Genomic DNA, 26,004 nt, shown 5'->3' with positions numbered 1-26,004 from the left:
GTTAAACTTGTATCACCAACGGATACAAGTTTGGTGAATAATCATTCAACTACAGAGTCAGCAATGAATTTGTTGTTGATTAAGTAAGAAAGGAAATAGGATGGATATAAAATTTGCGGTGGCACTCCATATTTTAGTGATGATTTCAGAAAGTGACGAACGTTTGAATTCTCAAGCGTTAGCAACTAGTGTAGGTACAAATGCCAGCTATATCAGAAAAATTATTGGTTATTTAAAGAAAAAAGAAATTGTTACTGCTCATCAAGGTAAAAGTGGTTATCAGTTAAATCAAAGGCCAGAAGATATCAGTTTATTAGATATTTACTATGCGACTCAGGAAGTGGAACGCGTAGAACTTTTTCAAATTCATCAAAATAGTAATGAGCAATGTCCCGTTGGTCAGCATATCGAAGGTGCATTATCACCAGTTTTTTTAGAAGTTGAAATTCATCTAACAACTGTATTAGCGAGTCAAACATTACAAAATGTGATAGATCGTTTGTATGAAGAAGCTAATAAAAGGAAATCAAAATAATCATGAGGAGAATGAATCATGAAAATTGCACAACTCAAAAAGTACAATAAAGATTCTATTCGATTGAATTTAGCAGAGGCGCCGATTCCAGAGGTTACAGAAAATGATGTTTTATTAAAGGTGGTAGGTGCAGGCGTGAATCCACTCGATAACATGATTTCGCGTGGTGAGGTGAAACTCATTACACCGTATAAACTTCCTCTTATCGCTGGAAATGAAGTTGTTGGGATTGTTGAACGTGTGGGAAGCCAAGTGCATAAATTTAAAAAAGGAGATCGTGTTTTTGCCCGTCTTTCTTTGAATCGCATTGGCGCTTTTGCCGAATATGTTTCTGTTGATAGTGCAGCACTCGCACAAGTCCCATCCTACTTGTCTAACATTGAAGCTGCGGCAGTTCCCTTAACTGCGTTGACGATCATTCAATCGCTAGAACTGATGGGTGCGAAAAGTGGGGAAACACTTTTCATTTCAGGTGGTAAGGGCGGTGTTGGTGCGATGGCCATCCCGATTGCAAAAGCAAGAGGTCTAACCGTGATTACCAATGGTAGTATTTCGAATAAAGAGCGCGTTCTAGAACTAGGCGCTGATCGATTTATTGACTACAAAACGGAAGACTATTCCGAAATATTGAGCCAAGTGGATAACGTTCTTGACACGCTTGGGGGTTCTGAGACCGAGAAACAAATGAGGATTCTTAAAAAAGGGGGTCGACTTGTTTCGCTTCGTCGGATGCCAAACGGTACTTTTGCAAAAAGAATGAATCTGCCAAAATGGAAACAGCTTCTATTTGGACTTGCTGGACGTAAATTTGATCAATTGGCTGATAAATACGGTGTCACTTATGACTTTATTTTTGTAGAATCGAATGGTCGGCAACTCCAAGAGGTTGCAGATTTATTGTCAGAACTTCAAATCAAACCATCAATTGATTCCATCAATTCCTTTGAACAAATCAATGAAGCATTAGACAAGGTTGCCAATGGTCGTTCACGAGGGAAAACGGTCATCACTTTTGAAGAGCTATGAACATGACATACATAAAAACGACGAATCAAATGATTGCGATTGAAGGAAAGAATATTGCTTTCCGTGAAATAGGAAAAGGTCATTCAAAATTACCATTGGTGATGCTTGTGCATTTGGCAGCAACTATGGATAATTGGGCCAAGACGGTTGGAACTATTTAAATCCTATTGGAACGTGTGGAAATATGGCGCAAGCAGGAGCTGTTTTAGCAGTATCTATGAAAACAATTTCTCCTAAAATGAAACAAATTGCTTTTCCATCTGCTTTTTCTGCATCATTAGGGATTACCGAGCCTGCAGTGTTTGGTGTCACGTTACGTTTAGTAAAACCATTCATTATGGCGATGATAGGTGGGGGGATTGGCGGATTTTTAGCATCAATTCTTGACCTTAGAGCAACTGGGATGGCATTAACCGGTATTCCTGGGGCATTGCTTTATTTAAATGAGCAATTACCATTATATATTTTGGTTAATCTTGTTTCATTTAGTATTGCTTTTATTCTTACTTGGTTTTTTGGATACAAAAAAGAACAAACGCTTTAATGGTTGAAACCAAACGTTTGAGTAGTTTCGACAATCGTATTTAAATAGCAAAAAAAATCCAACCAAAGATGGCTGGATTTTTTTGTAAAGTGTGACGAATCTATCTCCTCATTCAGGATGGGAGAGTGCGTAGTATGATTTTATTTCTGCTGGTAAATCTTGCGGAATAACGGTCGCAAATCGCTCTTCATGCCCATCTCGTAAGGCTTGTTCATAGTACCACTGTTTAAATTTAATCATCGCCAACGCTTGCTCTAAGCGATCTATTTCGGTTTTGACGGCTATTTCTTGCTGGTCAAATAGAGCTTTGCGTTGTGGGTAGGTTTGGCTTCCTAGTTTGCACCATTCCATAAAGCGTTTGATATCTTTAATTTCCATTCCGGATTTTTTTAAGCATTCAATCACTCGTAACGCCTCGATTTCTGGCTCGCCAAAATGACGAATTCCGGCTTTTCGCTGCAGGTCTGGAAAGAGTCCTTCTTTATCGTAATAACGTAGGGTTGATATTGGCAGATTAAATAATTCTGCGATTTGTCCAATTGTTTTCATCAGTTCACCTCAAAATATTTTTAGAAACAAAAGGCTTTACCTAAAGTCAGGTTTAGGTATTAGAATGGTATCATAGTAAAACAAACGCGTCAATACAACAAAGAATTCTGTTTTTGCTTAAGTGGCGCCAAATATTATGGAAAAATAGAAGGGAAAGAAAACGATGTTAGGGAATTTTAGTTATTCAAATCCAACAAAATTATATTTTGGAGAAGAGTCGTTGTCCTTTTTGAACGAAGAACTTCCGAAGTATGGAGATAAGGTCTTACTTGTTTATGGCGGCGGTTCAATTAAACAAACCGGATTATATGACGAAATCATGCAAATTTTAGCAGAAAATGGCAAGCAAGTATTCGAAGATGCCGGAGTGATGCCGAATCCGACAGTCGAAAAGTTAACGGAAGGTTGTCAGATTGCGAAAGATAATGATGTCGATTTTATTTTGGCTGTAGGCGGGGGCTCTGTGTGTGATTATGCTAAAGCAGTATCAGCTTCAGCTTTCTGTGAAGAAGATCCTTGGGAGAAGTATTTTATTCGGAAAGAAGCGGTTGATAATCCGATTATTCCGCTGGGCTGTGTGTTAACGATGGTTGGAACAGGTTCAGAAATGAATGGCGGTTCTGTCATTACGAATACGACAACGACTCAAAAAATTGGCCGCGTATTCGGAGAGGATGTCTTTCCGAAATTCTCGATTTTGAATCCAGTCTTAACGTACACGGTACCAAAACAGCAAATGGTGGCAGGTTTCTTTGATATTATGTCACATATCTTGGAGCAATATTTTAGTAATGAAGATGATAATACTTCAGATTATATTATGGAAGGGTTATTAAAATCGTTGATTCACAGTTCAAAAATCGCACTTGAAAATCCAACTGATTATGAAGCGCGTAGTAACATCATGTGGACGGCGACTTGGGCCCTCAATACATTAGTCGCAAAAGGAAAATCAACTGACTGGATGGTTCATATGATTGGACAATCAATCGGGGCCTATACCGATGCTACTCACGGGATGACGTTATCGGCGATTTCGCTACCATATTATCGCTTAATTTTGCCAGCAGGACTCGCAAAATTCAAACGTTACGCGATCAATGTCTGGGGGGTTAATCCGGAAGGCAAGACGGATGAACAAGTTGCGCTTGAAGGGTTATCCGAAATGGAGCATTATATGAGAACGCTTGGTTTAGTCTTAAATATTAAGGAACTAGCTGCTACACCAGACATGTTAGAAGGAATTGTAGCGGGTTCATTTATCACAAAGGGTGGCTACAAAGTCTTAACCAAAGAGGACATTATGAGCGTTTTAATTGAAAGTATGAATCAATAAGAGGTGAAAATAATGGAACTTGATCAATTCTTGCATCATTTAAATGAAGGGGAGTCGGTTGAGGCGGGTTCTGCGGAACATCAAATGATGTTACAACTATCACAAGAAGCCTTAAAATTGACGATGGCATTAAATAATACGTATCATACTCCTGAAGAAATTCGAGTCATCATCGCACAACTAACCGCAAAACCAGTCGATGAGACATTCAACCTATTTCCACCTTTTTATACCGATTGCGGCAAAAATCTTCATATCGGGAAAAATGTTTTCATTAATTCAGGTTGTCGTTTTCAAGATCAAGGCGGTATCACAATTGGTGATGGGACATTGATTGGTCATCAAGTTGTTCTTGCAACGTTGAATCACGAATTGAACCCACAAACACGTGGGACGATCCATCCACTGCCGATTTCGATTGGTAAAAATGTCTGGATTGGTGCCAATGCGACTGTTTTACCAGGCGTTCGAATTGGTGATGGTGCGATTATTGCAGCTGGAGCAGTCGTCAGCAAAGACGTCGAAGAAAATACCATTGTCGGTGGTGTTCCTGCGAAGGTTATGAAGACAATTGAAGTTGAATAGACAATCAGATAAAATTCTCAACAAACTTAAAAAACAAGCTAGATTCCAATTTCCAGAGGATCTAGCTTGTTTTTTTATAGGCATTTTCTCTCGATTAGGTGATATCATTTGCCAAACAATAAACCTGTTGATAAAAGCACGTCTGATTAAGAGTCTCATTTGGGAAAAACTGTGCACTAAAATCAACGAGGGGGCTTGAATCGTTAGCACCTCCTTTTTGAATCCAACGTGTTCAGATTTCTATCATGAAATCTTCATTTTTTGACACTTTTACTTGTGATTTCGGAAGATAAAAGGCATGATAGCTAATGGGTGTTTGAAAGGAAGAATCAAGCTCAAGAAGGAGAGGAAACAAATGATAGTCACAGAAACGATAAAATACTATTTTATTGCTTATTTGCTGGTCACGGTATTTGCGTCACTGCATTTTTTATTCAACTGGAAAGTGCGAAAACAACAAGCTTTTGATCCAACGATGGGACTACGCGCACTTCGAGAAAACGCCACGACATTTGAGGCTTTTAAGACAACAAAGCCTTTTCATCCATTATATAACCTCATTATTTTTCCACTTGTCGGTGTGATGATGATGAATCAGTGGGTGATGATCCCAACGCTAACGCAAGCGATGGGAATTGGAGGATTATGGATCCTTTATAGTGTCTTATTTGATCTTATTTGTTGGGTTATCATTCCGCATCCGTGGCGTTTAAGTTTAAAGGGGTTATTTATTACGTATCAACCTTGGATTTCCTTCGCGTATCTCGCGATTGCCATAAGTCCGATGATTAGTATTTTGTACTTCTTTTTATTTTCGTAAAAGGATAACGAATCACAAGTAATTCCAGTCGCGTTTTTATGGTTGATTGGAAGAAAAAACGAGCAAGAGGAACGAACGATCTATGATTGATTCTCCAAGCGCTTTGTAAAAAATAGATTGAATAGTAGGAGAGTATGATAGATATGAAAGAAACAAAAGTAAAAGTGATCGTCGCTGATCCCTCTGCGTTAGGATTATTTGGACTGGCAATGGTCACACTAGTTGCGTCCTCACAAAAATTAGGATTCACATCTGATGTCTCGTTGGTATTACCATGGGCAATCTTTTTAGGAGCGTCTGCGCAATTAATGGCGGCGACCTATGATTTTAAACACAATAACACTTTCGGTGCGACAGCTTTTGCCGCATATGGCTTTTTTTGGTTTGCTATGGGCTTTACGTGGTTAATTCAAAAAGGACTATTTGGTGCAGCGTTAGCATCTAGTGTCGATCCCAAACAACTTGGCGTGGCATTTTTAGGTTATTTTATCTTCACATTATTTATGACAATTGGTGCCATGGAAACACATAAGGTCTTATTTACGATATTTGTATTAATTGATTTCTTATTCTTAGGATTAGCCGCTTCTTCATTTGGCATTATGACACATGCGAGTCATCAAATGGCAGCATACGCAGAATTAGCGATTGCCATTGTGTCTTTTTATGGATGCGGTGCAGCTGTCTTGAATACCCATTTTGGGAAAACATTCCTACCAGTAGGAAAACCATTTGGTATTTTTAAATAATCATCAATTAAGATTGGACTTTTAGAAGGCTTCTTGTTCTAAAAGTCCTTTTTTAACGTCTTTTTGGAAGGCATGCAAAACGAAATAATCATTTATTATCATTCTTATCAGAAAAATGGGTTGAAAAAGTGCGAAATTCTATGATTCATGCTAAGATTTAAATCAAAAAGGAGGCGTTTTTTTGACAAGAAAAGCATATACAGGAGAGATTGTCTCGTCATCTGGTCCGTATTCGCATGCAATTGATAGTGGCGATATGATTTATTTTTCAGGTCAAACGGCGTATAACGGCATAGACTACCAAGGGGAGAAATACGATATCAAAACCCAAGCAGTGAAATGTTTTGAGCATTTACAATCGGTGATGCAAAAGGCCGGTGTGGGGCTTGATCAAGTGGTAAAAGTGAATGTCTATTTAACAAGTATGGCCCATTTTGATGAGATGAATGCTGTTTACAAACAAATGTTTACAGAACCTTATCCTGCTAGAACATGTGTTGCTGTCCTAGCATTACCGTTAGAAGCAGATATTGAAATTGAATGTATTGTAAAAAAATAATCGTGAACAAAGATCGCTACGATGCGACTCCCAATGCAACACCGTTTTGGGTAGGTTAACAAATGTGTCGTAGTGATTTTGTTATTGCTTTTGATAGGCCACAACAAAATGTTTGAGGCACTTGTCTCGGTGATGGCCAAGCTTAAAGGAGGAATTCGCTTGTTTCGAAAACGATTTTTAATGCTATCGCTACTCTTTTGTGGTGTCATCAGCTTCTTTTGGTTGACGGATCAAACGTTCATTCAAATTGATGTGAAACAAGAAGAGGCGCAAGAAAAAGAGCGTCTTCTACAAATGGATGAACCCCATTTTTGGATTATTTCAGATAATCATTTTTTTCCGGATACTTTTATTGAAGATAGTGCTGCGTTTCGTGCATTTGAAGCGACCGCACTAGGCAATGACCTTCGCTATACGGAAACCATTTTAACCGCATTCGTTCAAAAAGCGTTAGTCGAAAAACCGACGGGGATTATTTTTACCGGGGATGTGACACTAAACGGTGAAAAAGCAGGACTGGACCGGATGGTTGAACTATTGGAACCTTTGCAAGAAGCTGGTATTTTAATCTTGGCGATTCCCGGGAATCATGATATTTATAATGGCTGGGCGCGGGAATTTAAAAATGGGGATAAAATTACGACCCATCAAATTAGTCCGCAAGATTTTCAGCGAGGATTTTCCGACGGCTATCGTCTTAGTCAGGCGACAGATAAGCATTCTTTGAGTTATTCTTTAGATGCCGGTGCGTATCGCTTATTTTTACTGGATAGTAATATTTATGCGGATCGTTTTTCGAAAAAAGAACCGGTCAGTCACGGACGTTTATCAGAAGAAACATTGGCTTGGTTAGAAGCGGGGTTAGCGGATGCAAAAGAAAAGGGGAAGACCCCTATCCTTTTTTTACATCATAATCTGTTGGCCCATCATGAACAGATGACGGACGGTTTTGTTTTGAATAATGCACCAGACGTTCTATCTTTAGTAAACCAGTATGAGGTGCCACTCGCATTAAGTGGTCACACGCATTTGCAAAACATTTTGCAACAAGTAGATCCGTCCAATTTTTATGAAATTAGTTCGGGATCGTTTAGTGCGGTAGGAACGTCGATTGGCCATTTGACATTGCAGGAAAATACCATCATTTACGAAAATGAGTCGTTTGACCCTCTTCCTTATTTAGATACCCAACATCTTGCGAATCCGGATTTAAAAAATTATTCGGCGTACGTCAGGTTGAAAGCTCAGGAATTGGGAGAAGAGATGGCGCGCGAATTATTCCGTTCCTATGCGATTGATGCGGATACACAGCTAATGAAAGAAGTCGGGGAGGCGTATGTTTTTTACTTTATGGGAGGCAGTCAGCTCACTCCACTTCAAAAAGAAGCGCGACTCGCCCGGTTGCAAGAATCTTTACCTCGTAAAGCTGATTCTTCATTGCTCGAAAGCTATCGACAGTTGTTAGATGCGGCTAACTGGGAAGCCCATCACCATTTAGTTATTCAACCCTAGAACTTGTGTAAAAGAACGGTCAAAAAAACGCTCTTGATAACGAGCGTTTTTTTGACCGTTAAGAGCAAGTATAATAGTCGTGATGCAATTGTTGAATTTTTTGGGCGAGCGCAGGTACTGGACCTTCAACATGTGCGTCTAGTAGAACGTCTTCAATTGCGAGCGGTTTTACCGGGCCTGGGGCGATATTCATTGCGGTAAGCCACTGGGTTAACTGTTTGGATGAACTGGCGTAAACAATCCTTCCGAGACCGACCCAACCATGGGCTGCTGCGCACATCGGACAATGTTCACCAGAGGTATATACGGTCGCTTGTTTGCGTTCGTCGGGAGATAAATGCTCGGCTGCCCAACGTGCAATCGCAAATTCTGGATGTTGGGTGTGATCGCCTGAAGCGATTTGATTATGCCCTTCGTATAAGACGTTACCTTCCGCAGAAACTAGGACTGAGCCAAAAGGGGCATCCCCTTTTGTGAGAGCCATTTCGGCTAATGTGACACATCGCTCTAAATACTTGAAATCATCATTTGTAATCATCAAATGCTTCCTCCTTATGATTCTTCTTTGTGCATTGATTATACCGTTAAAAGTAGAAAGAAGCGAAGAACATCATTTAATTAAACAATAATAATCTAACGTTCAAAGAAAGGCGTGAACTAAATGGAAAAAGAAAACAAAAGTAAAAAAAGATCATTTAAAAAAATTGGGTTATGGATACTCGCGATAAGTGTCATTATAGTGGGGGGAAGTTATCTCTTCATCCAAACGCTCACATACGGCGCAACTCCACAAGCGCAACAAGTTAGCCAAGAGGCACAAACAGAGAAAAATGTAACATTTTACGATAGTGGAAATCCTGAGGCGGTGGGGATTATTTTTTATCCAGGCGCTTTTGTGAAGCCTGAAAGTTATAGTCTATGGGCTCAACAAATCGCGGATGCCGGTCACGACGTTTACGTCATGCACTTTCCACTGAATTTGGCAGTCCTTGGCGGCAATCGCGCGAGTGAAGTTCAGGAGCAACGTCCCGAACAATCTTTTGTGTTAGCCGGACATTCACTCGGTGGTGTAATGGCAAGTCGTTACGCCGTAGCAAATCCAGAAAAGATTGTTGGGATGATTTTTATGGCAAGTTATCCGGATGAAAAAGGGGCGTTAAGTGAGCTTGATATCCCAGTCTTATCGATTACAGGGTCAAAAGATGGCGTGTTAAATCAAGAAGCATACGAGTCAGGCAAACAATACTTACCAGCTGAAACAACGTATGAAGTAATCGAAGGCGGTAATCATGCAGGCTTTGGCAGTTATGGCGCACAAAAAGGTGATGACGAAGCAACCATTCCAAATGAAAATCAACAAGAAATCATCAGTCAGCTTGTCCTTGAATGGCTGGCGCAGTTTTAAAACGCAACCCTTTGAGTTTTGAATGATGGGAAGACAATTCCGCACAGAAGTTTTGCTTCTTATGATGATTCTGAGTATAATAATGAAGAATGTTTTTAGTAGATTGATAGGAAATGGAGATTACAAAGAATCATGACGAATTTTTGGGCAGAATTACCAAAACCCTTTTTTATTTTAGCGCCAATGGAAGATGTGACGGATGTTGTTTTTCGACATGTCGTGAAGGAAGCGGGGGCACCAGATGTCTTCTTTACCGAGTTTGCCAATTCAGATAGCTTTTGCCATCCTGAAGGAAAAGATAGTTTACGGGGACGTTTGACGTTTACGGAAGATGAACAACCGATTGTGGGGCATATTTGGGGTGATAATCCGACCTTTTTCCGTGAGATGAGTATCGGGTTAGCACAATTAGGCTTTAAGGGTGTCGATATTAACATGGGATGTCCAGTACCAAATGTGGCAGGACGGGGTAAAGGGAGTGGCCTCATTTTACGTCCGGAGGTAGCAGCTGAATTAATCGCTGCGGCGAAAGCAGGCGGTCTACCTGTCAGTGTTAAAACTCGGATTGGTTACACAGAAATGGCAGAGATGGAAGCATGGATTACTCATCTTCTAAAACAAGACATTGCGAACTTATCGATTCATTTACGGACCCGTAAAGAAATGAGTAAAGTTCCTGCTCATTGGGATATGATTCCGCAAATTATGGCTCTGCGAGATCAAATTGCACCGCAGACGCTCATTACGATTAATGGTGATATTCCGGATCGTCAAACTGGCTTGGAACTCGCTGAAAAGTATGGCGTAGATGGGATCATGATTGGCCGAGGAATCTTTAAGAATCCATTTGCCTTTGAAAAAGAACCAAGAGAGCATACGAGTGAAGAATTATTAGGCTTACTTCGTTTGCAACTGGATTTACAAGACCAATACAGTGAAATGATTCCTCGCTCAATTGTTGGCTTGCATCGCTTTTTCAAAATCTATGTTAAAGGATTTTCCGGTGCGAGTGATTTACGAGTGAAATTAATGCAGACAAAGTCGACAGATGAAGTCCGCGCGATTCTAGGAGCATTTGAAGCAGAAAATAAAAGTGGCGCGTGAGCGTTCCAAAATGAGGGATTCTAAATGGACGGAACAAAAAGAAGTGATATTACCATCGGGGCGAAGGTATTCGTCGTGCAAAAACAAGATCAACGAACAGGGAAATTAACCGAAGGCGTTGTTAAACGTATTTTAACGAATTCACCTCAACATCCACATGGCATTAAAGTAATGTTAGAAAGTGGGATTGTTGGTCGTGTGAAAAAAGGCCTAGCATAAGAATACATGTTGACGTTCATGAGCGACTCACCAAAGAAACCTTCGATAACGACTGTTTCTTTGGTCTTTTTTGTGTCCGTTCTCTCTGGAATTCGAGTATCAGCGGATAAACTATTCCAGTTTTTAAGAAGTCTTTTAATCGTTTTTTTGAGATTTCACCTGTTTTTATCAGCAATTCATAGCAAATAGCTCCGGAATTCGAATGATAGAAAGGGACTTGCGATTTTGTTTCGGATTCTAAGCTTTTATGATTGACAGCTTTTCTAACTTAGGATAAAGTAACTAATACTTGTATTAGAAATTTTCTAATTTTTTTGCAAGAATTAAAAAACAATTTTTCTTCATAGGATTTCAAGGGATTTTAATATCTTAATTGTGGTCATATGAAGTCAAGAGAGAACAATTATTTCGCCTTAGGGTGTGACATGATCAGTGTCAGTAGATGTTCTCCTATATAGGAGGTGGGGCAAAAAATGAGTAATCAAGATGTAGACGAAGGTTGTTGTTGTTGCTTTTTGCTTCAACAGATAGAGGTTTCTGACACAACCGTTTGACAATGATTGAGAACGCTAAGGGTTTAAAGAAAAAGGGGGAAATAATAAAATGATTCATAAGAAAAAATGGTTTATTGGCAGTTTAGTGTTTGCAGGGCTTTTACTGAGTGCGTGTGCTGGTGGAAGTACTGATAATACAGGGGAAAGCCAAGCAACGAATAACGCGGCTAATCAAGATACGTTTACATATGCTATCAGCGGTGATCCTTCTGCGACAAATCCGATTAATACGAGTGATCGTTGGGGGTTAACCGTTAACAATATGATTTATTCACCACTTGTCGCCATTGAAACAGATGGAACAGAAAAAAATATTTTAGCTGAATCGGTTGAAGCAGCAGAAGACGGCTTGTCGATTACCGTTAAGTTACGAGAAGACGTTAAATGGTCTGACGGCGAAGCATTCACAGCCGATGATGTCATCTTCACTTATGAGCAAAAAGTGAAAAAAGAAAATGGGAATGCCGATCAATTATGGATTCAAGATGAGCCTGTAGCGTTTGAAAAAGTCGATGACTACACTGTCAAATTCATCTTACCTTCACCAAGTGCAGCCGCATTACATAATATCGTGACTGAAACATTTATTATTCCGGAACATGTCTTTAAAGATGTGGAAGATTTCTCAGTCAACGAATTGCCTGTAGCAGCTGTTGGAACAGGTCCTTATAAATTAAAAGAGTACAAACGTGGGGAGTATTTAACGTTTGAAGCGAATGAATTTTATTTTGGTGGCGAAGCTGGCATTCAAAATGTGACATTACGCATTATCACAAGTTCAGACACGGCTAAAGTAGCCTTACAAAAAGGCGAAGTTGATGCAGCAGTCGTTTTACCTTCTGATATTGATGACTTAGATACCGATACGATTACGGTCTATCCTTATTCTGAAAACCGTGTTGGGTACATGGGACTTAACACGCAATCCGAGGCGCTAAAAGACGAGAAAGTTCGTCAAGCAGTCTTGTTTGCATTAAATAAAGAGGAGCTAAATCAAGCAGCGTATTTAGATGCCAAATATTACGAGCAACCGTATTCGTTTTTACCGCCAAATAATCCTTACGTAAGTGAAGATGTTGAAAAATACGAAACAAATATCGAAAAATCAAAAGAGTTGTTACAAGAAGCTGGCGTAACGGACTTGAAATTAAACTTGGCTTTCTCAGCAACCGATCCTGCACAAACAGTTCAAGCAACCTTAATTCAACAACAATTGCAAAAAGCAGGAATTAATGTCACGTTAGAAGGTGGCGATGGTACCGCGATTTTTACTGAATTGAAAAAAGAAGGCTCAACGAAATATAACCTTTTCTTAGGTGGTTATATTATGGGAAATGACCCTGATCTTTATGGTGCCTTATTTAGAACAAATGGCAGTGCGAATTATTTCCAAACAAATAATCCGGTAACCGATGAGTTATTTGATGCAGCGGCACTCGAATTAGATGCTGAAAAACGTCAAGCATTATATGATGAGTTACAAGCTGAAGTTGCGAAAGATGCGAGATTCTATCCAATCGTCGACAACAAAAAAATCTTAGCAGTGAATAACCGGATCTCTGATGTTGAAGCAGCAACATTAATTCCAATTTATACTTTTGAAGATATGTCAAAATTGTCCATTAAGTAATGATTCGTGTGAGAGCTGTGACGTTATCGTTGTCACAGCCTCTTTTTTCGTTATAGGGACGAAGAAAAAGGGAGGTCAAACAAGTGTTACGATATATAGTTAAACGAGTGCTTCAAGCAATTCCATTGTTATTTATTATTTCTTTTCTAGTATTTTCTCTCATTCAACTGGCACCTTATGATGTGATTGATTCGGTTACCACACCGAATATGTCACAACAACAAATTGATTTACTAAGGGAGCGGTATGGCTTAAATGAGCCGTTTTTAGTCCAATATTTTGTTTGGATTAAAAATATTTTCCAAGGCGATTTAGGGTATTCTCTTGTTTCACAAAAAAGTATTGCGCAAGAATTAGCGGTTCGGATTCCAAATACCATCCGTCTTGTGTTGCCCGCGTATTTAACGGCGCTCTTTTTAGCGATTGTTCTCGGTTTAGTTGCTGCAGCGAATAAAGGAAAATGGGCGGATCGCTTGATTGACGGGATCGCTTCTTTAGGGATTGCGATTCCAACGTTTTGGTTTGCGATGATTCTGATTTACTTCTTTGGCTACCGATTAAATTGGTTTTCAATTATTGGAATGCATACCGTTGGAAAAGAAGGACAATTTGGCGATTACCTGAATCATTTTGTCTTACCGTATACGACGCTAACGGTTGCGTTCTTTCCAGAATTGACGCGCTACATTCGTGCTTCTGCGACCCAACAAGTATCAGAAGACTACGTAATGGTGCAGCGAGCTTTTCACGCTACAAAATGGCAGATTTTTAGTCGCCACATTAGCCGGAACGTTTTAATTCCGGTCGTGACGCAAATTGGGATGGCCTTGCCGATGTTGGTGACGGGTGCCATTATAACCGAAACGATATTTGCTTGGCCAGGTGTGGGACCTTATTTAATGGGGGCTACGAAAAGTCTGGATTATCCGATTATCATGGCAGTGATGCTGCTTTCAGCGACGCTGGTTATTTTAGGGAACCTATTATCGGATATCTTGTATTCGATTGTCGATCCAAGAATTCGTCAGGAGGGTCGTGCCTAATGAGTAAAATCAAAAAAATTGGACAAGTTATTTTTTCATCACCTGTTTATACCTTTTCGGTGATCTTTTTGATTGTGTTAATTATCTTATCACTCTCAGCACCATTATTACCTTTAGATCCAAATGCGACCGATGTGAGTAACATGTCTCAACCACCGAGTTTAGCGCATTGGTTTGGTACCGATGAAGTAGGACGTGATTATTTTATCCGCGTGTTGTATGGGGGTCGTGTCTCTTTATTAGTAGGGGTGTTGGCCATGTTAACCGCGACAACGATCGGCACTTTAGTTGGGTTAACAGCAGGCTATTTCGGGGGGCTAATTGATAGTATTTTAATGCGTCTACTCGATGTCTTATCTGCGATTCCTTGGCTCGTGTTGGTGATTGTATTAAGCGTATTTTTAAAACCAGGATTAACAACGATTATTATTATTATCGGCTGTTTCTCATGGATGGGAATTGCGCGCTTAATTCGAGGCGAAACATTAGCAGCAAAAGAAAGAGATTATGTGATTTATGCCAAATTTATCGGTATTCCTCCTTTTAAAATTATTGTAAGACATATTTTACCGTCCGTTTTACCAACCTTAATTGTAGCAGCTTCAGCAAGTATTTCAGGTGCAATCATGACGGAATCAGCGCTAAGTTTTCTAGGAATGGGGATTCAACAACCGATGGCGTCGTGGGGGAGTTTATTACAAAATGCTCAAAGTAGTTTACAACGAGCACCTTATATGGCTATTTTACCGGGATTATTCGTTGTTTTCACCGTGTATTCGTTTAACAATTTGGGGGATTTGATTAAATCCATCTTACAAAGGGAGGTCTAGCGATGGAAACCAATATTTTAGAAATTGATGGCTTACAAGCCTCATTTTATGATAAAAAAAGTCAAAAAATGCTCCTCAAAGACATCCACTTAAGTGTTCCCCGAGGAAAAGTGGTCGGTGTTGTTGGTGAATCTGGTAGTGGGAAAAGTATGACGATGAAAAGCATCATGAATATTTTACCCGATAATGTTGAAGCCTCTTTTGAACAGTTTGTCTTTGATGGGAAATCGGCTTCCAAGGAAGAAGTCTTACCGATTGCGATGATTTTCCAAGATCCGATGACCTCACTTAATCCGCTACGGACAATTGGCTATCACCTGGTTGAAGTGATTCGTCGTAACCAAAAAGTCTCGAAAAAAGAAGCCGAAGTATTAGCCATTGCCGAATTAGAAAAAGTCGGAATTCCTTTAATGAAAGAGCGAATGAGACAATATCCGCATGAACTTTCTGGTGGGATGCGGCAACGCGTGATGATTGCGATGGCATTACTAGCGCAACCGAAACTCTTAATCGCAGATGAGCCGACGACTGCTTTAGATGTCACTATTCAAGCTCAAATTTTAGCGTTAATTAAACAGCTCCAACAAAGTGAAGCCCTCTCTGTCATTTTAGTAACCCATGATCTAGGGGTGGTAGCAGGGATGTGTGATGAGATTAAAGTCATGTATCAAGGCAGAGTAGTCGAAGAAGGCACGACCGAAGAAATTTTCTATCAACCGCAACATGCCTACACGAAAAAATTGCTACAAGCGGCTCATTTAGGCGATAAAGATGCGCAGCTAAGTGCGGTCGATGCACCTGTTTTGTTACCTGAACAATTAAAGAAAGTCGTCTTTTCAGATACGCATGCGATTTGGATAGGGGAGGAGGATTAGCGGTGAGTGAATTAATTCGCGTAGAACATGCAAGCAAAGTTTTTACGTCAAAAAATTGGCAAGGAAACGTGACTGAAGTTCAAGCGGTCGATGATGTTTCTTTAACCATTCAAAAAGGCGAGACGCTAGGTTTAGTCGGAGAATCAGGTAGTGGGAAAACAACATTCGGTCGCAGTATTTTGAATTTAGAATCGTTAACTTCCGGTCGTATTTTTTATGAAGGACAGGAGTTATCGGAATTGCCTAAGAATCAACAACAGGCGATTTACCAACAAATGCAAATCATTTTTCAAGATCCTTATTCAGCATTGAATCCACGGTTAACAGCGTTAGAATTAGTCATGGAGCCGTTAATGAACGAATCAAAAGCAGAGGCCCGCAAAAAAGCGGAGGAAATTCTTGCTGTTGTCGGGATTACAGGAGAGGCGATTCATAAAATTCCGCGGCATTTTAGTGGCGGTCAACGCCAACGGATCGGAATTGCCCGGGCTGTCGTCAATCGTCCATCCTTTATTTTATGTGATGAACCAACTTCTGCCTTAGATGTGTCGATTCAAGCCCAAATTATTCAACTTTTATTGTCATTACAAAAAGAATTTGGGTTATCGTATTTATTCATTTCCCACGATTTATCGGTGATTCGTCATATTTCAGATCGAATTGCGGTGATGTATCAAGGGAAATTAGTGGAACTCGCTCCAACGGATGAATTATTTGAGAATCCTCAGCATTCATATACGAAGAAGTTACTCGCAGCTGCGCCGATTGCGGATCCTAAAAAGGCACGCGAAGCAATGACAAAATCAGTGATTCAAGAATCGATTCATTTAGCCAGCGAGGCTGAATGGCGCGAAATCGCGCCGAACCATTTTGTTCGACTCGATAAATAAGCGATTTAAGCAGTCCACCCTAAATTACAGATGAAACCATCTGTGACTCAGGGTGGTTTTTTATTCATTCATAGGATTTAGTCATTTCTTTGACGGAGATTAACGTCTATCCGAGCCTATAATTATTGTACGAAAGGATACGCGAAGTGGTAAAATGAGTTGTCTAGCGGAAGTAACTTTCTAGAAATCGATCGGTCGTATCAAGGAAAAGATTGTGATGCAAAATGGCAATTAGAAAGAAGGTAGGAAAAGATGGGATTAGGATCTAAGGTACAAGTTATTATCGATCGCCCCTTAGGGAGTGTGCACCCTAAACATGCTTCTTTGTATTATCCCGTTAACTATGGGTACATTCCAGGGATTATCGCACCGGACGGGGACGAGCAAGATGCGTATATTGTAGGCGTGGACAAACCACTGACGACCTTTACAGGAATTGTCATCGCGATTATCACTCGTTTTGATGATGTCGAAGAAAAATGGGTCGTTGCACCAGAGAACTGTTCCTTTACCCGTGAAATGATTAGGGAGCAAGTTTATTTTCAAGAACAATATTTTGATACACAGATTCAAATGGCCAATGATGACATTGAGTAAACCGAAAATGCAATCAATGTATTCTTGCGAAAAAATACCGAAAAATATAGCATCCATCAGAGAATAAACTATCTCTGATGGATGCTAAACTTATCCAACCATTTTCATTTGTACGTATACTAACTGCAGAAGAATGAGACCCACTGCAATACTTCCGACAAGTTCACTATTTGCTACGCCAACTAGTCCCCAAATGAGCAACCAAAGTGCAGATAGTGCATAAGTCAGACCGACTGATGTTGCCAATTTCTCTTGATCAGCAACGCGTTTTTGATTATAACCTGCGAGTAACCAAGTGGCTTTTTTGATGCCAACGAGATAGGCAAAAATCGCGAGTACAACGCCGAAAATCATCAATTCTTGATTCATAAATGCTTCCCTCCTAAAAATAATCAATGATTGTTGGAATGACATAAAAAGGAATCAACAAAGTGAACATTAAATAGATCATGATCCCGTTTATCGAAATATCAACGGTTAAGATTCCTTGTTCATTTAATAGTAAAATCAATAGAAGAAGACTATTGAAGCCGTACATTGTTCTCAAACGCCATGTTGTCGTATTTCGCTGGACGCGTTCGTCGAAAACAAGGGTTTCTTTTTCTTGTTGACTCCGAGAATATTTCGCAATCACCATCAGTACAACTAAAAAAACGAACCCTGCAACGATGATTCCTGATGGTTTCGTGATCAGCAACAATAGTGAAAAAAGGAATGCTGGGACATAAGTTAACATCTTTATCATTTTTCTTCCTCCATCCAAAAAAGTTGATCAATCGTTGTTTGTAAGCTTTTTGCAATCAGTAAACAGACTTTAATCGTCGGATTATACTTTTGTGCTTCAATGAGATGCATCGTTTGGCGCGTTACACCGACTTCTTGAGCAAGTTCACCTTGCGTATGCTGACCAAGAGTAATCCGTCGAAGTTTGACGTCATTTCGAATCGTAATTTCCTTCACGGATAACTTCCTCCTCTAAGAAACGATTTTATAGATATTGTAACATATACTATTAAAATGTAAAATATAAATTACATAATTGATAAAAAAAACGGAAGCTATGACAAAAATCTGCTCTTTCGAAAAACTTCACGACACTCGATCAATTAAAAGAGATCATTGGTTGAATATATCGTCAGTTTCTCAGAGCCAAACGACTTTGGTCACGGCTTCCGTGTCTCGTGAAGTTGTTACGCTGCATGATAAGCGCCGATTTCGCCGCGATAAACAATCTTCATTTGGGATAATTGCAAATAATCATGTGGTCGAATCAAGGTTTCTGGTTTTTCAAAAAGAGAAAGACCTGAACGATTCAATACTTCCGTTACAAATTGGGAACAAAAGTATTTGTTTTTTCGTTTAATTGGCATACCGAGTTCACAATAAATCAGACCGATTAAACTATAACTGTATTGATTACTCGTAGCAGTGAAAAGAGACAGTTCTTTTTGAATTTGAAACCATTGTTGACTTGTGACTGAAATTTTCATGACAAGAATTCTGGTCTTCCCATAGTGTTTATAAAACCCACTACTTTTACTCTCGTGAACAAATCCAGCAGAAAACATGTGCCAATAGGTTTTACGGCCAAAAGAATAAATTCTTTCCAGATTTTCATCCAATGAAAGAGAGCAATGATTATAGCTAACACCTAATTTTTTTTGAATCACTTTTCCTAAAACAGTGTCTGTACTCGAAAGTACAATATAAATATCTTTATTCGCTGCGTTAAACAATCGGGTTCCTCCTGAGTGCTCTTGTTGCTCGATGATTTCGTTATTCAAAATAATAAAAGAAAACAAGCACGCTTCTCATTATAGGCTAGTATCATAGGAAAAGGAATGCTAATATTTGAAATAAGAAGAAACTTCGAAGAATAGAAAAAATGACGGCCTTCTCATTGATTGTTAAAAAATCGATTGAGCAGTCGTACCGTCAGAAAAAGAGGGAATCCATGCGAACGGAAAACGAAATGATGAACCTGATTTTACAGCTAGCAAAAGATGATGACCGAATCCGCTGTGTTTATTTAACGGGTTCTAGAGCCAACCCCAATGTAGAAAAAGATAACTATCAAGATTTCGATGTGGTATTTGTTGTAACGGAAACGGCTTCTTTTTTACAGGAGGACTCCTGGCGTGCATCACTGGGAGAAATCGCGATGATGCAAGAGCCACTATCATCCTATTTGGGTTGGGGAGAAGGGAATGACCCAAATGAGTGCTATACTTGGTTGATGCTATTTAAGGATGGTCAACGAATCGATTTGCAACTACATTCACTGCAAGTGGCTAAAAGGAATTTTTTAGCAGAATCGTTAACGGTGACGTTATTAGATAAAGATGCCTTTTTGCCAATTAATGAAGCCCCTTCTGATCACCATTACTGGATTGCAAAACCAAGTCAAGCCGAATTTTTAGCTTGTTGTAACGAATTTTGGTGGTGTTTATCAAATGTGGGGAAAGGACTTGTTCGTCAGCAACTCCCTTACGCCTTGCGGATGTACCATGAAACGAGTCACGCAGAACTGGATAAGATGATTGAGTGGGCAATTGGGCTTACTTATGATTATCAAATTAATACAGGATTATGGGGAAAATATTTTAGAGACTATTTGTCCGAAAAAGACTATAATCATTACTTAAAGACGTATGCGAGTGGGGACGTTTCTCATATTTGGACCGCTGTATGGATGGCAGTTGAAATGTTTCAAGAAAAAGCAAGAGACGTGGCGCATGCTTTTGATTATCCGTATCATCAAGAGGAAGAAACGGCGATGATTTATTATTTAAAAGGCTTAAAAGCCACGACTCAATTCACAGAAAGTCAGAAATCAGGAAGAGGGATGAACGATGAATAACCGCAATGAGCAACGTTTGTATCAGATGAGTGTCGGTAAGGTCTATCCACTGTATCTTGCGAAAGTTACAAAAAAGGGGCGTACGAAAGAAGAAGTCGATGACATCATTCAATGGTTGACGGGTTATTCATCCGAGGAACTCGCACAAGTTGTGCAACAAGAAGTGAGCTTTGAACAGTTTTTTAAAAATGCTCCTAAGATGAATGAGGCAAGACGATTGATTACGGGTGTGATTTGTGGGATCCGTGTTGAGGAAATTGAAGATCCGATTATTCAAGAAGTTCGCTATTTAGATAAATTGATTGATGAGTTAGCCAAAGGAAAGAAAATAGAAAAAATCAAACGTCCACTCATAAAAATGGAGGAATGAGTGGATGAAAAAATATAATTTACTCTTAATTTATCATCATTCAGAAGAAAAAATAATCATGTGCCACCGAGTCAAAGAACCTTATTTAGGATTAATCAACTTACCAGGTGGGAAAATTGAAGAAGGAGAATCTGGGATTGAGGCGGCTTATCGTGAGTTGCAAGAAGAAACCAATATCACATCTGCAGACGTAACGTTACATCGATTGATGCGCTTTGACTATTGTTTACAAGACTGTCTGTTAGAAGTTTACGTTGGGAAACTCAAACATGAAGTGACATTAGTTGAAGAAGTCCATCCGCTTTTTTGGTCGGATTTGTCTCATGATTTCTTTGATTACACGATCTATGCTGGAGAAGGGAACATTGGGCATCTTCTTTTTCAAGCTGATTTAGTGAAAGAAAGCTTATTTTTAGAATAACGAAACAGCGTAAAATAAGGAGAGACCCTGTTCTTATTCATCGTTAAACCATTAGAATGAGGAGTAGTACGATGAAAATTCGACAAGAAAGACCAAATGATTACCGCGCCGTCTATCAATTAGTTCAATCGGCTTTTGAAACAGCCGATTTTGCCGATGGGAATGAACAAGAGATTATCGAGAAATTGCGAGCCAGTGAAGCCTTTATTCCGGAATTATCCTTAGTTGCCGAAATAAAAGATGAAATTGTTGGCCATATTCTCTTTACAGAAGGTCACGTTGGCGAAACGACGGTCCTTGTCTTAGCGCCACTATCTGTTTTACCTATCCATCAAAAATGTGGCGTAGGGCGTGCGTTAATCGCAGAAGGGCATCGCAGAGCGAAAGAATTAGGCTATTCTTTCAGTCTCGTTTTAGGAAGCGAAAATTATTATCCGAAATTTGGCTATCTTCCAGCGGCTGATTTTGGCGTCACCGTACCGGAAGGAATTCCTTCGATGAACTTTATGGCTTGTCCGTTAACGACGATCATCCCTCAGTTGGATGGTTCATTACGGTATGCCAGCGAATTTGGGGTAGCAGAGTAATCAGTCCTTCAAAAATGGACAAAAGGCATCTTGAGCAATCGCTGCTGAAGATGCCTTTTGTCATGAATTATAAGTATTTATTCGTAAAATCATCCAAGGATAGGGCATGTGAGAAATAGAATCCTTGTAGACAATCTGAACCAAGCTCTCGGGCGTAGGTTAGTTCAACCTCAGATTCAATCCCTTCAAAGCAAGTTAATAACCCTAACTCTTTTGCGAGTTGGAGGATATGTTTTAAGACAATTTCTTTTTTCGGTTCTTCTTTAATCCCCATAATAAATGTTGCATCTACTTTTAAGATATCAAAAGCTGCTTCGGTTAGTAAATTAAAATCCGAATATCCCGAGCCAAAGTCATCTAAGGCAAGTCGAAAACCCATTGATTTTAGTTCTGAAAGAATATTGAGTGCATTACTAGAACGGTTGAGCGAAATGTGTTCCGTAATTTCGAAGACAATTTGATGAGGATTAAGCGCTTTTGTGGCCACAAGATTTTTGATGTCTGATAAGAACAAATCATTTGTCAACTGGACGGCATCAAGATTAATGGTAATCGGGATGTGATCAAACAGACGATCTTCCACCACTTTATCTAAAATCCAGGTCGTTAATTTATGAATATGGCCATACTCTTTTGCGCCTTTAATAATGACAAGCGGGGAAACGGCACCTAATTCCTCATCGCGCCAACGAAGTAAAGCTTCGGCGGCTTCTAGATTTCCATTTTGATCCATGATCGGTTGATAAAGGACTTTAATCTGATTGTCTTCAAAGGCGGATTGCAGTTTTTCAATGGTTTGCAGCGTGAGAGTATAGTCATTGCTCATTTCTTCTGAATAATAAGTGATACGCGTAGAATCACGTTGGTTTAAACAAATTTCAGCGCTTAAAAGTAAATCCGTTAATTCGAGTACTTGTGTAGGATAAAAAACGACTCCCATTTCAATGGTTAAAAAGATTTTTTTTGAGTCGATTGATAAGGGCGTTAATAATGTTTGATAAAGTTCTTCGATTAATTCTTTGAAGGATGCTTCATTTTTACATTTAGAACAAAATACAGCAAATACATCTCTTGATAAACGATATAAATAGTATCCGCTTGGCAAGGCTTTTTTGATTCGTCTAATCATCGTATTTGTGACTTCATCCATGATTTTTCTGGAATAATGAACGGTGATTTCAGATAAATTTTGACAACGAATTAAAGCGAGTCCTTTGACATCGGAGTCGCGTTTGCGCGCCATTTGGTTAATATCAAAAGCGAACTGATTAAAATTGGGGAGAAACGTTTTCGTATCATAATACGTTAAGGAATGATCGCTAAAGTCACGATAATTCACGCTGTCGGTATCAAAAAATAAAATACCATACGTTGGGGCATAAGGAGGATTCTCAAAGCGTGTTACTTTTATCCAACTACGTTTAGCATTATTTTCATTGTCGATATAAGATAAACGGCCGTTCCAGTGATTATTCAACCGGACTTCATCGATAATGGCTTGTTTGTCTCCTTCGTTTAACCGGAAAGGAATGACATCAGAGATTGAATGACCAATTAATTCTGATTGATTTTTCCCTAGTTTGTATTCAATCGTTTTATTTGTGAAAAGAATCGTTTCATTCCGGTCAACAAATATCACCGACACAGGTGCTGATTGCATAAAGGTAAGATATTGCGCCATGATTTCAGGGGGAAGTTCTAGGCGGCGTAAATTATCAATCGTTTTTGTATAATCATTGGAATTATTCAAAAATTGGATAAAGGAGGGCGTAACTGGATTTGTTCGATTTGACTCTGTCTTCATATTCTAGAAACCTCCAAATGAATTATTCTATTACGTTATTTTTATATATTGTACCATCTTATGAAATCGTACGCATTAAAAGAGTGAAAAATGAGAAATTTTTTTCAATTGATGAGAATATCCAATAAAGACTATGGGATTTTTTTCAATTATGGTATGATAATAACGGTTTTTAATGAATTTTTATACATAAATCAGCGAGAGGAATGAATAAACTGTGTCACTAAAAAAATATATTATCTCTTTTCTAACGGCCTTCTTCTTTTTCAGTAGCCTTATTCCGTTGAATGTTGTTAATGCAGCGACTGAGGATCCTTATTATGAGGCAATTATAGAAAGAGGAACGCTAATTGTCGGTTTATCGCCGGATTATGCGCCTTATGAATTTTATGCAGAAGTGGATGGTCAACAAACGATTGTGGGCTTTGATGTTTCTGTTGCTGAGAAGATTGCCGACCATTTAGGCGTCGAATTAAAAATCGAGCCGATGGGATTTGATGCATTACTTGGCGCTATGAGCACTGGGAAAATTGATATGATTATCTCAGGGATGTCACCGACACCCGAGCGTTTGAAAGAAGTGAGTTTTTCCAAGTCCTATATGACGATTGAACAAAAATTACTTGTTCGTAAGGAAGATCAAGCGGATTTAACGACAATTGCTGACTTTGATGGACGAACAGTCGCAGTGCAAAAGCAATCAACGCAAGAAGAACTGGCGTTTAGTGAGCTATCAAATGCCTCCATTATTTCGTTGCAAAAAATTCCAGATGTCATTTTGAATTTAAAAAATAAAAAAGTGGATGGTGCTATCTTAGAAGGTCCCGTTGCACAGGGGTACGTCGATCGCCATGAAGATATTGTTTATTCTGATGTTGCTTTTCAAGATGCGAACAAAGACGTGGCAGTTGCCTTTTCAAAAAATGCGCCTGTTTTAGAAGAAAGAGTGAATGAGGCGATTACAGAAATATTAGATAACAATTTATTGGTTGAATATCAAGCGCAAGCCAATGAGTGGTTATTAGAAGATAACCAAGGGTTCTTTCGGAAATATTATTCTTACTACCTTTCAGGTGCAAGCTATACGATTTTCCTTGCGTTTATTGGTGTCTTTTTCGGAACGCTTGTCGGTGGATTACTCGCTTGGATGAAATTAGGTTCGAGCAAACTGATTCGCTTATTCGCCACGATTTATATTGAATATATTCGCGGGACGCCTTTACTGGTCCAAATCTTCATTGTTTATTTTGGAACAGGGATTTTAGGCTTGGATATCTCCCGGCTTGCGGCTGGCTGTATCGCCCTTTCGTTAAATAGTGGGGCATACGTCGCAGAAATTATTCGTGCTGGGATTAACGGGGTTAACCGTGGTCAGTTAGAAGCCGCTCGTTCGTTAGGGATGAATCAAGTGCAAGCGATGCGTCATATTATTTTACCGCAAGCAGTGAAAAATATTTTACCAGCTTTAGGAAATGAATTTGTGACAGTTATTAAAGAGTCATCAGTCGTGTCCATTATTGGTGTATCTGAACTCATTTTCCAAGCTGGAAATGTTCAAGGTGCGAGCTTTAAGCCATTCTTACCGTACCTTGTCGTTTCATTCATTTATTTTGCTTTAACCTTTACGCTATCTAGAGTACTTGGCGTTGCTGAAAGGAGAATGAACGCACATGATTAAAATCCGTCAGTTACACAAATCATTTGATCAAACACCCGTCTTAAAAGGCATTGATTTAACTGTTGAAAAAGGCGAAGTGGTCGTCATTATTGGACCTTCTGGGAGTGGGAAAAGTACTTTTTTACGGTGTTTGAATCTACTTGAAACACCTACTGAAGGCACGATTGAATTTGAAGGGACTAACATTTTAGCAAAAGATCATAATATAGACGAATTACGCCAAAAAATGGGAATGGTTTTTCAAAGTTTTAATTTATTTCCTCATAAAAGTGTCTTAGAAAATTTAACAATTAGTCCCATAAAGGTTAAAAAAATGGACGAACAATTGGCAAAAGACAAAGCGTTGGCTCTTTTGGAACAAGTAGGTTTAAAAGAAAAAAGTAGCAGCTATCCTTCCAGTTTATCTGGTGGGCAACAACAAAGGGTTGCGATTGCGCGAGCACTGGCCATGGATCCTGACGTGTTACTCTTTGACGAACCGACATCGGCTTTAGATCCTGAAATGGTCGGGGAAGTGTTAGCGGTTATGCAAAATTTAGCAGAAAATGGCATGACAATGGTCGTTGTCACGCATGAAATGGGCTTTGCTAGAGAAGTGGCGAGCCGTGTGATTTTTATGGATGAGGGCGTGATTCAAGAAGAAGGAACGCCGGCAGAAATATTTGGTTCTCCGAAAAATCCGAGAACACAAAATTTCTTAAATAAAGTGTTGTAAAGGGAACACCTCTTCTTAGTTGATTGATTAGGAAGAGGTGTTTTTGTGGATAGTCACTCAAGAAAAGAGAATATCAGTAAAAACCAATGAGGCTCTTTCATTTTTCTGAAAGATCCTCTTTTCTTTCGCAATATAATTAGTAAATGATTTGAAAAAAATGAGAAAACCCCTATTTTTACGATTAGAATGTGCTATACTAATCAAAAA

31 protein-coding genes and 1 pseudogene are annotated in these 26,004 nt (G+C 39.3%); 25 read left to right on the top strand and 7 right to left on the bottom strand.

The genetic code is table 11. The features are described from left to right. The first annotated feature begins 100 nt into the window (after positions 1-100). The 4 genes and pseudogenes from IGI68_RS10760 to IGI68_RS10745 all read left to right on the top strand — a co-directional run bounded on the left by IGI68_RS10760 (position 101) and on the right by IGI68_RS10745 (position 2,105). Positions 101-535 (top strand): Rrf2 family transcriptional regulator, encoded by a 435-nt coding sequence (locus IGI68_RS10760; protein WP_438732788.1) that lies wholly within the window; start codon positions 101-103, stop codon positions 533-535. Between the two features lie 18 nt (positions 536-553). Beyond that, positions 554-1,561, top strand: coding sequence for an NADP-dependent oxidoreductase (locus IGI68_RS10755; protein ID WP_438732786.1), 1,008 nt, complete (start codon positions 554-556; stop codon positions 1,559-1,561). 2 nt (positions 1,562-1,563) lie between these two features. Continuing rightward, positions 1,564-1,698, top strand: a pseudogene (locus IGI68_RS10750) (alpha/beta fold hydrolase); the annotation flags it as partial. Between the two features lie 47 nt (positions 1,699-1,745). Continuing rightward, positions 1,746-2,105: a hypothetical protein gene (locus tag IGI68_RS10745; RefSeq protein WP_438732784.1), complete on the top strand. Its 360-nt coding sequence runs from the start codon at positions 1,746-1,748 to the stop codon at positions 2,103-2,105. 108 nt (positions 2,106-2,213) lie between these two features. On the opposite strand, the gene IGI68_RS10740 is transcribed toward IGI68_RS10745, so the two are convergent. Next, a complete protein-coding gene (locus tag IGI68_RS10740; RefSeq protein ID WP_438732782.1) occupies positions 2,214-2,654 on the bottom strand; it encodes a MerR family transcriptional regulator in 441 nt (146 codons plus the stop codon). A 163-nt stretch (positions 2,655-2,817) separates the two neighbouring features. Between IGI68_RS10740 and IGI68_RS10735 the strand changes: the two genes are divergently transcribed. The 6 genes from IGI68_RS10735 to IGI68_RS10710 all read left to right on the top strand — a co-directional run bounded on the left by IGI68_RS10735 (position 2,818) and on the right by IGI68_RS10710 (position 8,215). Then, on the top strand, positions 2,818-3,990 hold the full coding sequence (locus IGI68_RS10735) for an iron-containing alcohol dehydrogenase (protein ID WP_438732780.1): 1,173 nt from the start codon (positions 2,818-2,820) through the stop codon (positions 3,988-3,990). A gap of 12 nt (positions 3,991-4,002) precedes the next feature. Beyond that, the gene (locus IGI68_RS10730; protein WP_438732778.1) at positions 4,003-4,575 is read left to right on the top strand and encodes a DapH/DapD/GlmU-related protein; all 573 of its coding nucleotides are present in this window, start codon (positions 4,003-4,005) and stop codon (positions 4,573-4,575) included. Positions 4,576-4,930: 355 nt separating this feature from the next. After that, complete coding sequence (locus tag IGI68_RS10725; RefSeq protein WP_438732777.1) at positions 4,931-5,395, top strand: hypothetical protein; 465 nt, start codon at positions 4,931-4,933, stop codon at positions 5,393-5,395. Between the two features lie 143 nt (positions 5,396-5,538). Beyond that, positions 5,539-6,144 (top strand): acetate uptake transporter, encoded by a 606-nt coding sequence (locus tag IGI68_RS10720; protein WP_143139443.1) that lies wholly within the window; start codon positions 5,539-5,541, stop codon positions 6,142-6,144. 181 nt (positions 6,145-6,325) lie between these two features. Next, a complete protein-coding gene (locus IGI68_RS10715; protein ID WP_438732774.1) occupies positions 6,326-6,703 on the top strand; it encodes a RidA family protein in 378 nt (125 codons plus the stop codon). 159 nt (positions 6,704-6,862) lie between these two features. Further along, on the top strand, positions 6,863-8,215 hold the full coding sequence (locus IGI68_RS10710; protein WP_438732772.1) for a metallophosphoesterase family protein: 1,353 nt from the start codon (positions 6,863-6,865) through the stop codon (positions 8,213-8,215). A gap of 58 nt (positions 8,216-8,273) precedes the next feature. Here IGI68_RS10710 and IGI68_RS10705 read toward each other — a convergent pair whose 3' ends face one another. Beyond that, entirely contained in the window at positions 8,274-8,753 is a 480-nt protein-coding gene (locus IGI68_RS10705) for a nucleoside deaminase (RefSeq protein WP_438732770.1), read from the bottom strand. 123 nt (positions 8,754-8,876) lie between these two features. Between IGI68_RS10705 and IGI68_RS10700 the strand changes: the two genes are divergently transcribed. From IGI68_RS10700 to IGI68_RS10660, 9 genes are all read left to right on the top strand, one after another. Further along, positions 8,877-9,620, top strand: a complete 744-nt coding sequence (locus tag IGI68_RS10700; protein WP_438732768.1) for an alpha/beta hydrolase — start codon at positions 8,877-8,879, stop codon at positions 9,618-9,620. Between the two features lie 129 nt (positions 9,621-9,749). Next, positions 9,750-10,724, top strand: a complete 975-nt coding sequence (locus IGI68_RS10695; RefSeq protein WP_438733285.1) for a tRNA dihydrouridine synthase — start codon at positions 9,750-9,752, stop codon at positions 10,722-10,724. A 24-nt stretch (positions 10,725-10,748) separates the two neighbouring features. Beyond that, on the top strand, positions 10,749-10,943 hold the full coding sequence (locus IGI68_RS10690) for a YwbE family protein (RefSeq protein WP_273232037.1): 195 nt from the start codon (positions 10,749-10,751) through the stop codon (positions 10,941-10,943). Between the two features lie 603 nt (positions 10,944-11,546). Further along, a complete protein-coding gene (locus tag IGI68_RS10685) occupies positions 11,547-13,127 on the top strand; it encodes an ABC transporter substrate-binding protein (RefSeq protein WP_438732766.1) in 1,581 nt (526 codons plus the stop codon). An 83-nt stretch (positions 13,128-13,210) separates the two neighbouring features. Next, a complete protein-coding gene (locus IGI68_RS10680) occupies positions 13,211-14,170 on the top strand; it encodes an ABC transporter permease (protein WP_438732764.1) in 960 nt (319 codons plus the stop codon). Continuing rightward, positions 14,170-15,000, top strand: a complete 831-nt coding sequence (locus IGI68_RS10675) for an ABC transporter permease (RefSeq protein ID WP_438732762.1) — start codon at positions 14,170-14,172, stop codon at positions 14,998-15,000. Before IGI68_RS10680 ends, IGI68_RS10675 begins: the two co-directional genes overlap by 1 nt. 2 nt (positions 15,001-15,002) lie before the next feature. After that, complete coding sequence (locus IGI68_RS10670; protein WP_438732760.1) at positions 15,003-15,875, top strand: ABC transporter ATP-binding protein; 873 nt, start codon at positions 15,003-15,005, stop codon at positions 15,873-15,875. A 2-nt stretch (positions 15,876-15,877) separates the two neighbouring features. Continuing rightward, positions 15,878-16,765, top strand: coding sequence for an ATP-binding cassette domain-containing protein (locus IGI68_RS10665; protein ID WP_438732758.1), 888 nt, complete (start codon positions 15,878-15,880; stop codon positions 16,763-16,765). Between the two features lie 252 nt (positions 16,766-17,017). Continuing rightward, the gene (locus IGI68_RS10660) at positions 17,018-17,362 is read left to right on the top strand and encodes an inorganic diphosphatase (protein ID WP_438732756.1); all 345 of its coding nucleotides are present in this window, start codon (positions 17,018-17,020) and stop codon (positions 17,360-17,362) included. A gap of 90 nt (positions 17,363-17,452) precedes the next feature. Here the strand turns inward: IGI68_RS10660 and IGI68_RS10655 are convergent, their stop codons facing one another. From IGI68_RS10655 to IGI68_RS10640, 4 genes are all read right to left on the bottom strand, one after another. Next, a complete protein-coding gene (locus IGI68_RS10655) occupies positions 17,453-17,731 on the bottom strand; it encodes a DUF3784 domain-containing protein (RefSeq protein ID WP_273232050.1) in 279 nt (92 codons plus the stop codon). 13 nt (positions 17,732-17,744) lie between these two features. Continuing rightward, positions 17,745-18,107: a hypothetical protein gene (locus tag IGI68_RS10650; protein WP_438732754.1), complete on the bottom strand. Its 363-nt coding sequence runs from the start codon at positions 18,105-18,107 to the stop codon at positions 17,745-17,747. Further along, positions 18,104-18,322 (bottom strand): helix-turn-helix transcriptional regulator, encoded by a 219-nt coding sequence (locus IGI68_RS10645; protein WP_071875483.1) that lies wholly within the window; start codon positions 18,320-18,322, stop codon positions 18,104-18,106. The genes IGI68_RS10650 and IGI68_RS10645 overlap by 4 nt, the downstream gene beginning before the upstream one ends. 230 nt (positions 18,323-18,552) lie before the next feature. After that, positions 18,553-19,098 carry a hypothetical protein gene (locus IGI68_RS10640; RefSeq protein ID WP_071875484.1) on the bottom strand — a complete coding sequence of 182 codons (546 nt, stop codon included), beginning with the start codon at positions 19,096-19,098 and terminating at the stop codon, positions 18,553-18,555. 218 nt (positions 19,099-19,316) lie between these two features. Here IGI68_RS10640 and IGI68_RS10635 point away from each other — a divergent pair, with 218 nt between their 5' ends. From IGI68_RS10635 to IGI68_RS10620, 4 genes are all read left to right on the top strand, one after another. Continuing rightward, positions 19,317-20,222: an aminoglycoside 6-adenylyltransferase gene (locus IGI68_RS10635; protein ID WP_438732752.1), complete on the top strand. Its 906-nt coding sequence runs from the start codon at positions 19,317-19,319 to the stop codon at positions 20,220-20,222. Beyond that, a complete protein-coding gene (locus IGI68_RS10630; RefSeq protein WP_438732750.1) occupies positions 20,215-20,592 on the top strand; it encodes a DUF2200 domain-containing protein in 378 nt (125 codons plus the stop codon). The genes IGI68_RS10635 and IGI68_RS10630 overlap by 8 nt, the downstream gene beginning before the upstream one ends. 4 nt (positions 20,593-20,596) lie before the next feature. Next, positions 20,597-21,013 carry an NUDIX hydrolase gene (locus IGI68_RS10625; protein ID WP_438732748.1) on the top strand — a complete coding sequence of 139 codons (417 nt, stop codon included), beginning with the start codon at positions 20,597-20,599 and terminating at the stop codon, positions 21,011-21,013. Between the two features lie 71 nt (positions 21,014-21,084). Beyond that, a complete protein-coding gene (locus IGI68_RS10620; RefSeq protein ID WP_438732746.1) occupies positions 21,085-21,600 on the top strand; it encodes a GNAT family N-acetyltransferase in 516 nt (171 codons plus the stop codon). 67 nt (positions 21,601-21,667) lie between these two features. Here IGI68_RS10620 and IGI68_RS10615 read toward each other — a convergent pair whose 3' ends face one another. Next, the gene (locus tag IGI68_RS10615; RefSeq protein WP_438732744.1) at positions 21,668-23,404 is read right to left on the bottom strand and encodes an EAL domain-containing protein; all 1,737 of its coding nucleotides are present in this window, start codon (positions 23,402-23,404) and stop codon (positions 21,668-21,670) included. Between the two features lie 217 nt (positions 23,405-23,621). On the opposite strand from IGI68_RS10615, the gene IGI68_RS10610 reads away from it, so the two are divergent. Together IGI68_RS10610 and IGI68_RS10605 are read left to right on the top strand one after the other, a co-directional pair. Next, on the top strand, positions 23,622-25,082 hold the full coding sequence (locus tag IGI68_RS10610; RefSeq protein ID WP_438732742.1) for an ABC transporter substrate-binding protein/permease: 1,461 nt from the start codon (positions 23,622-23,624) through the stop codon (positions 25,080-25,082). Next, on the top strand, positions 25,075-25,797 hold the full coding sequence (locus IGI68_RS10605) for an amino acid ABC transporter ATP-binding protein (RefSeq protein ID WP_438732740.1): 723 nt from the start codon (positions 25,075-25,077) through the stop codon (positions 25,795-25,797). Before IGI68_RS10610 ends, IGI68_RS10605 begins: the two co-directional genes overlap by 8 nt. The last annotated feature ends 207 nt before the right edge of the window (positions 25,798-26,004 follow it).

Origin of the sequence: Enterococcus sp. DIV1314a, assembly GCF_051713805.1 — a bacterium.
In the GTDB taxonomy this organism is placed as follows: domain Bacteria; phylum Bacillota; class Bacilli; order Lactobacillales; family Enterococcaceae; genus Enterococcus_I; species Enterococcus_I aquimarinus.
This window is presented reverse-complemented; position numbering and strand designations above follow the sequence as displayed.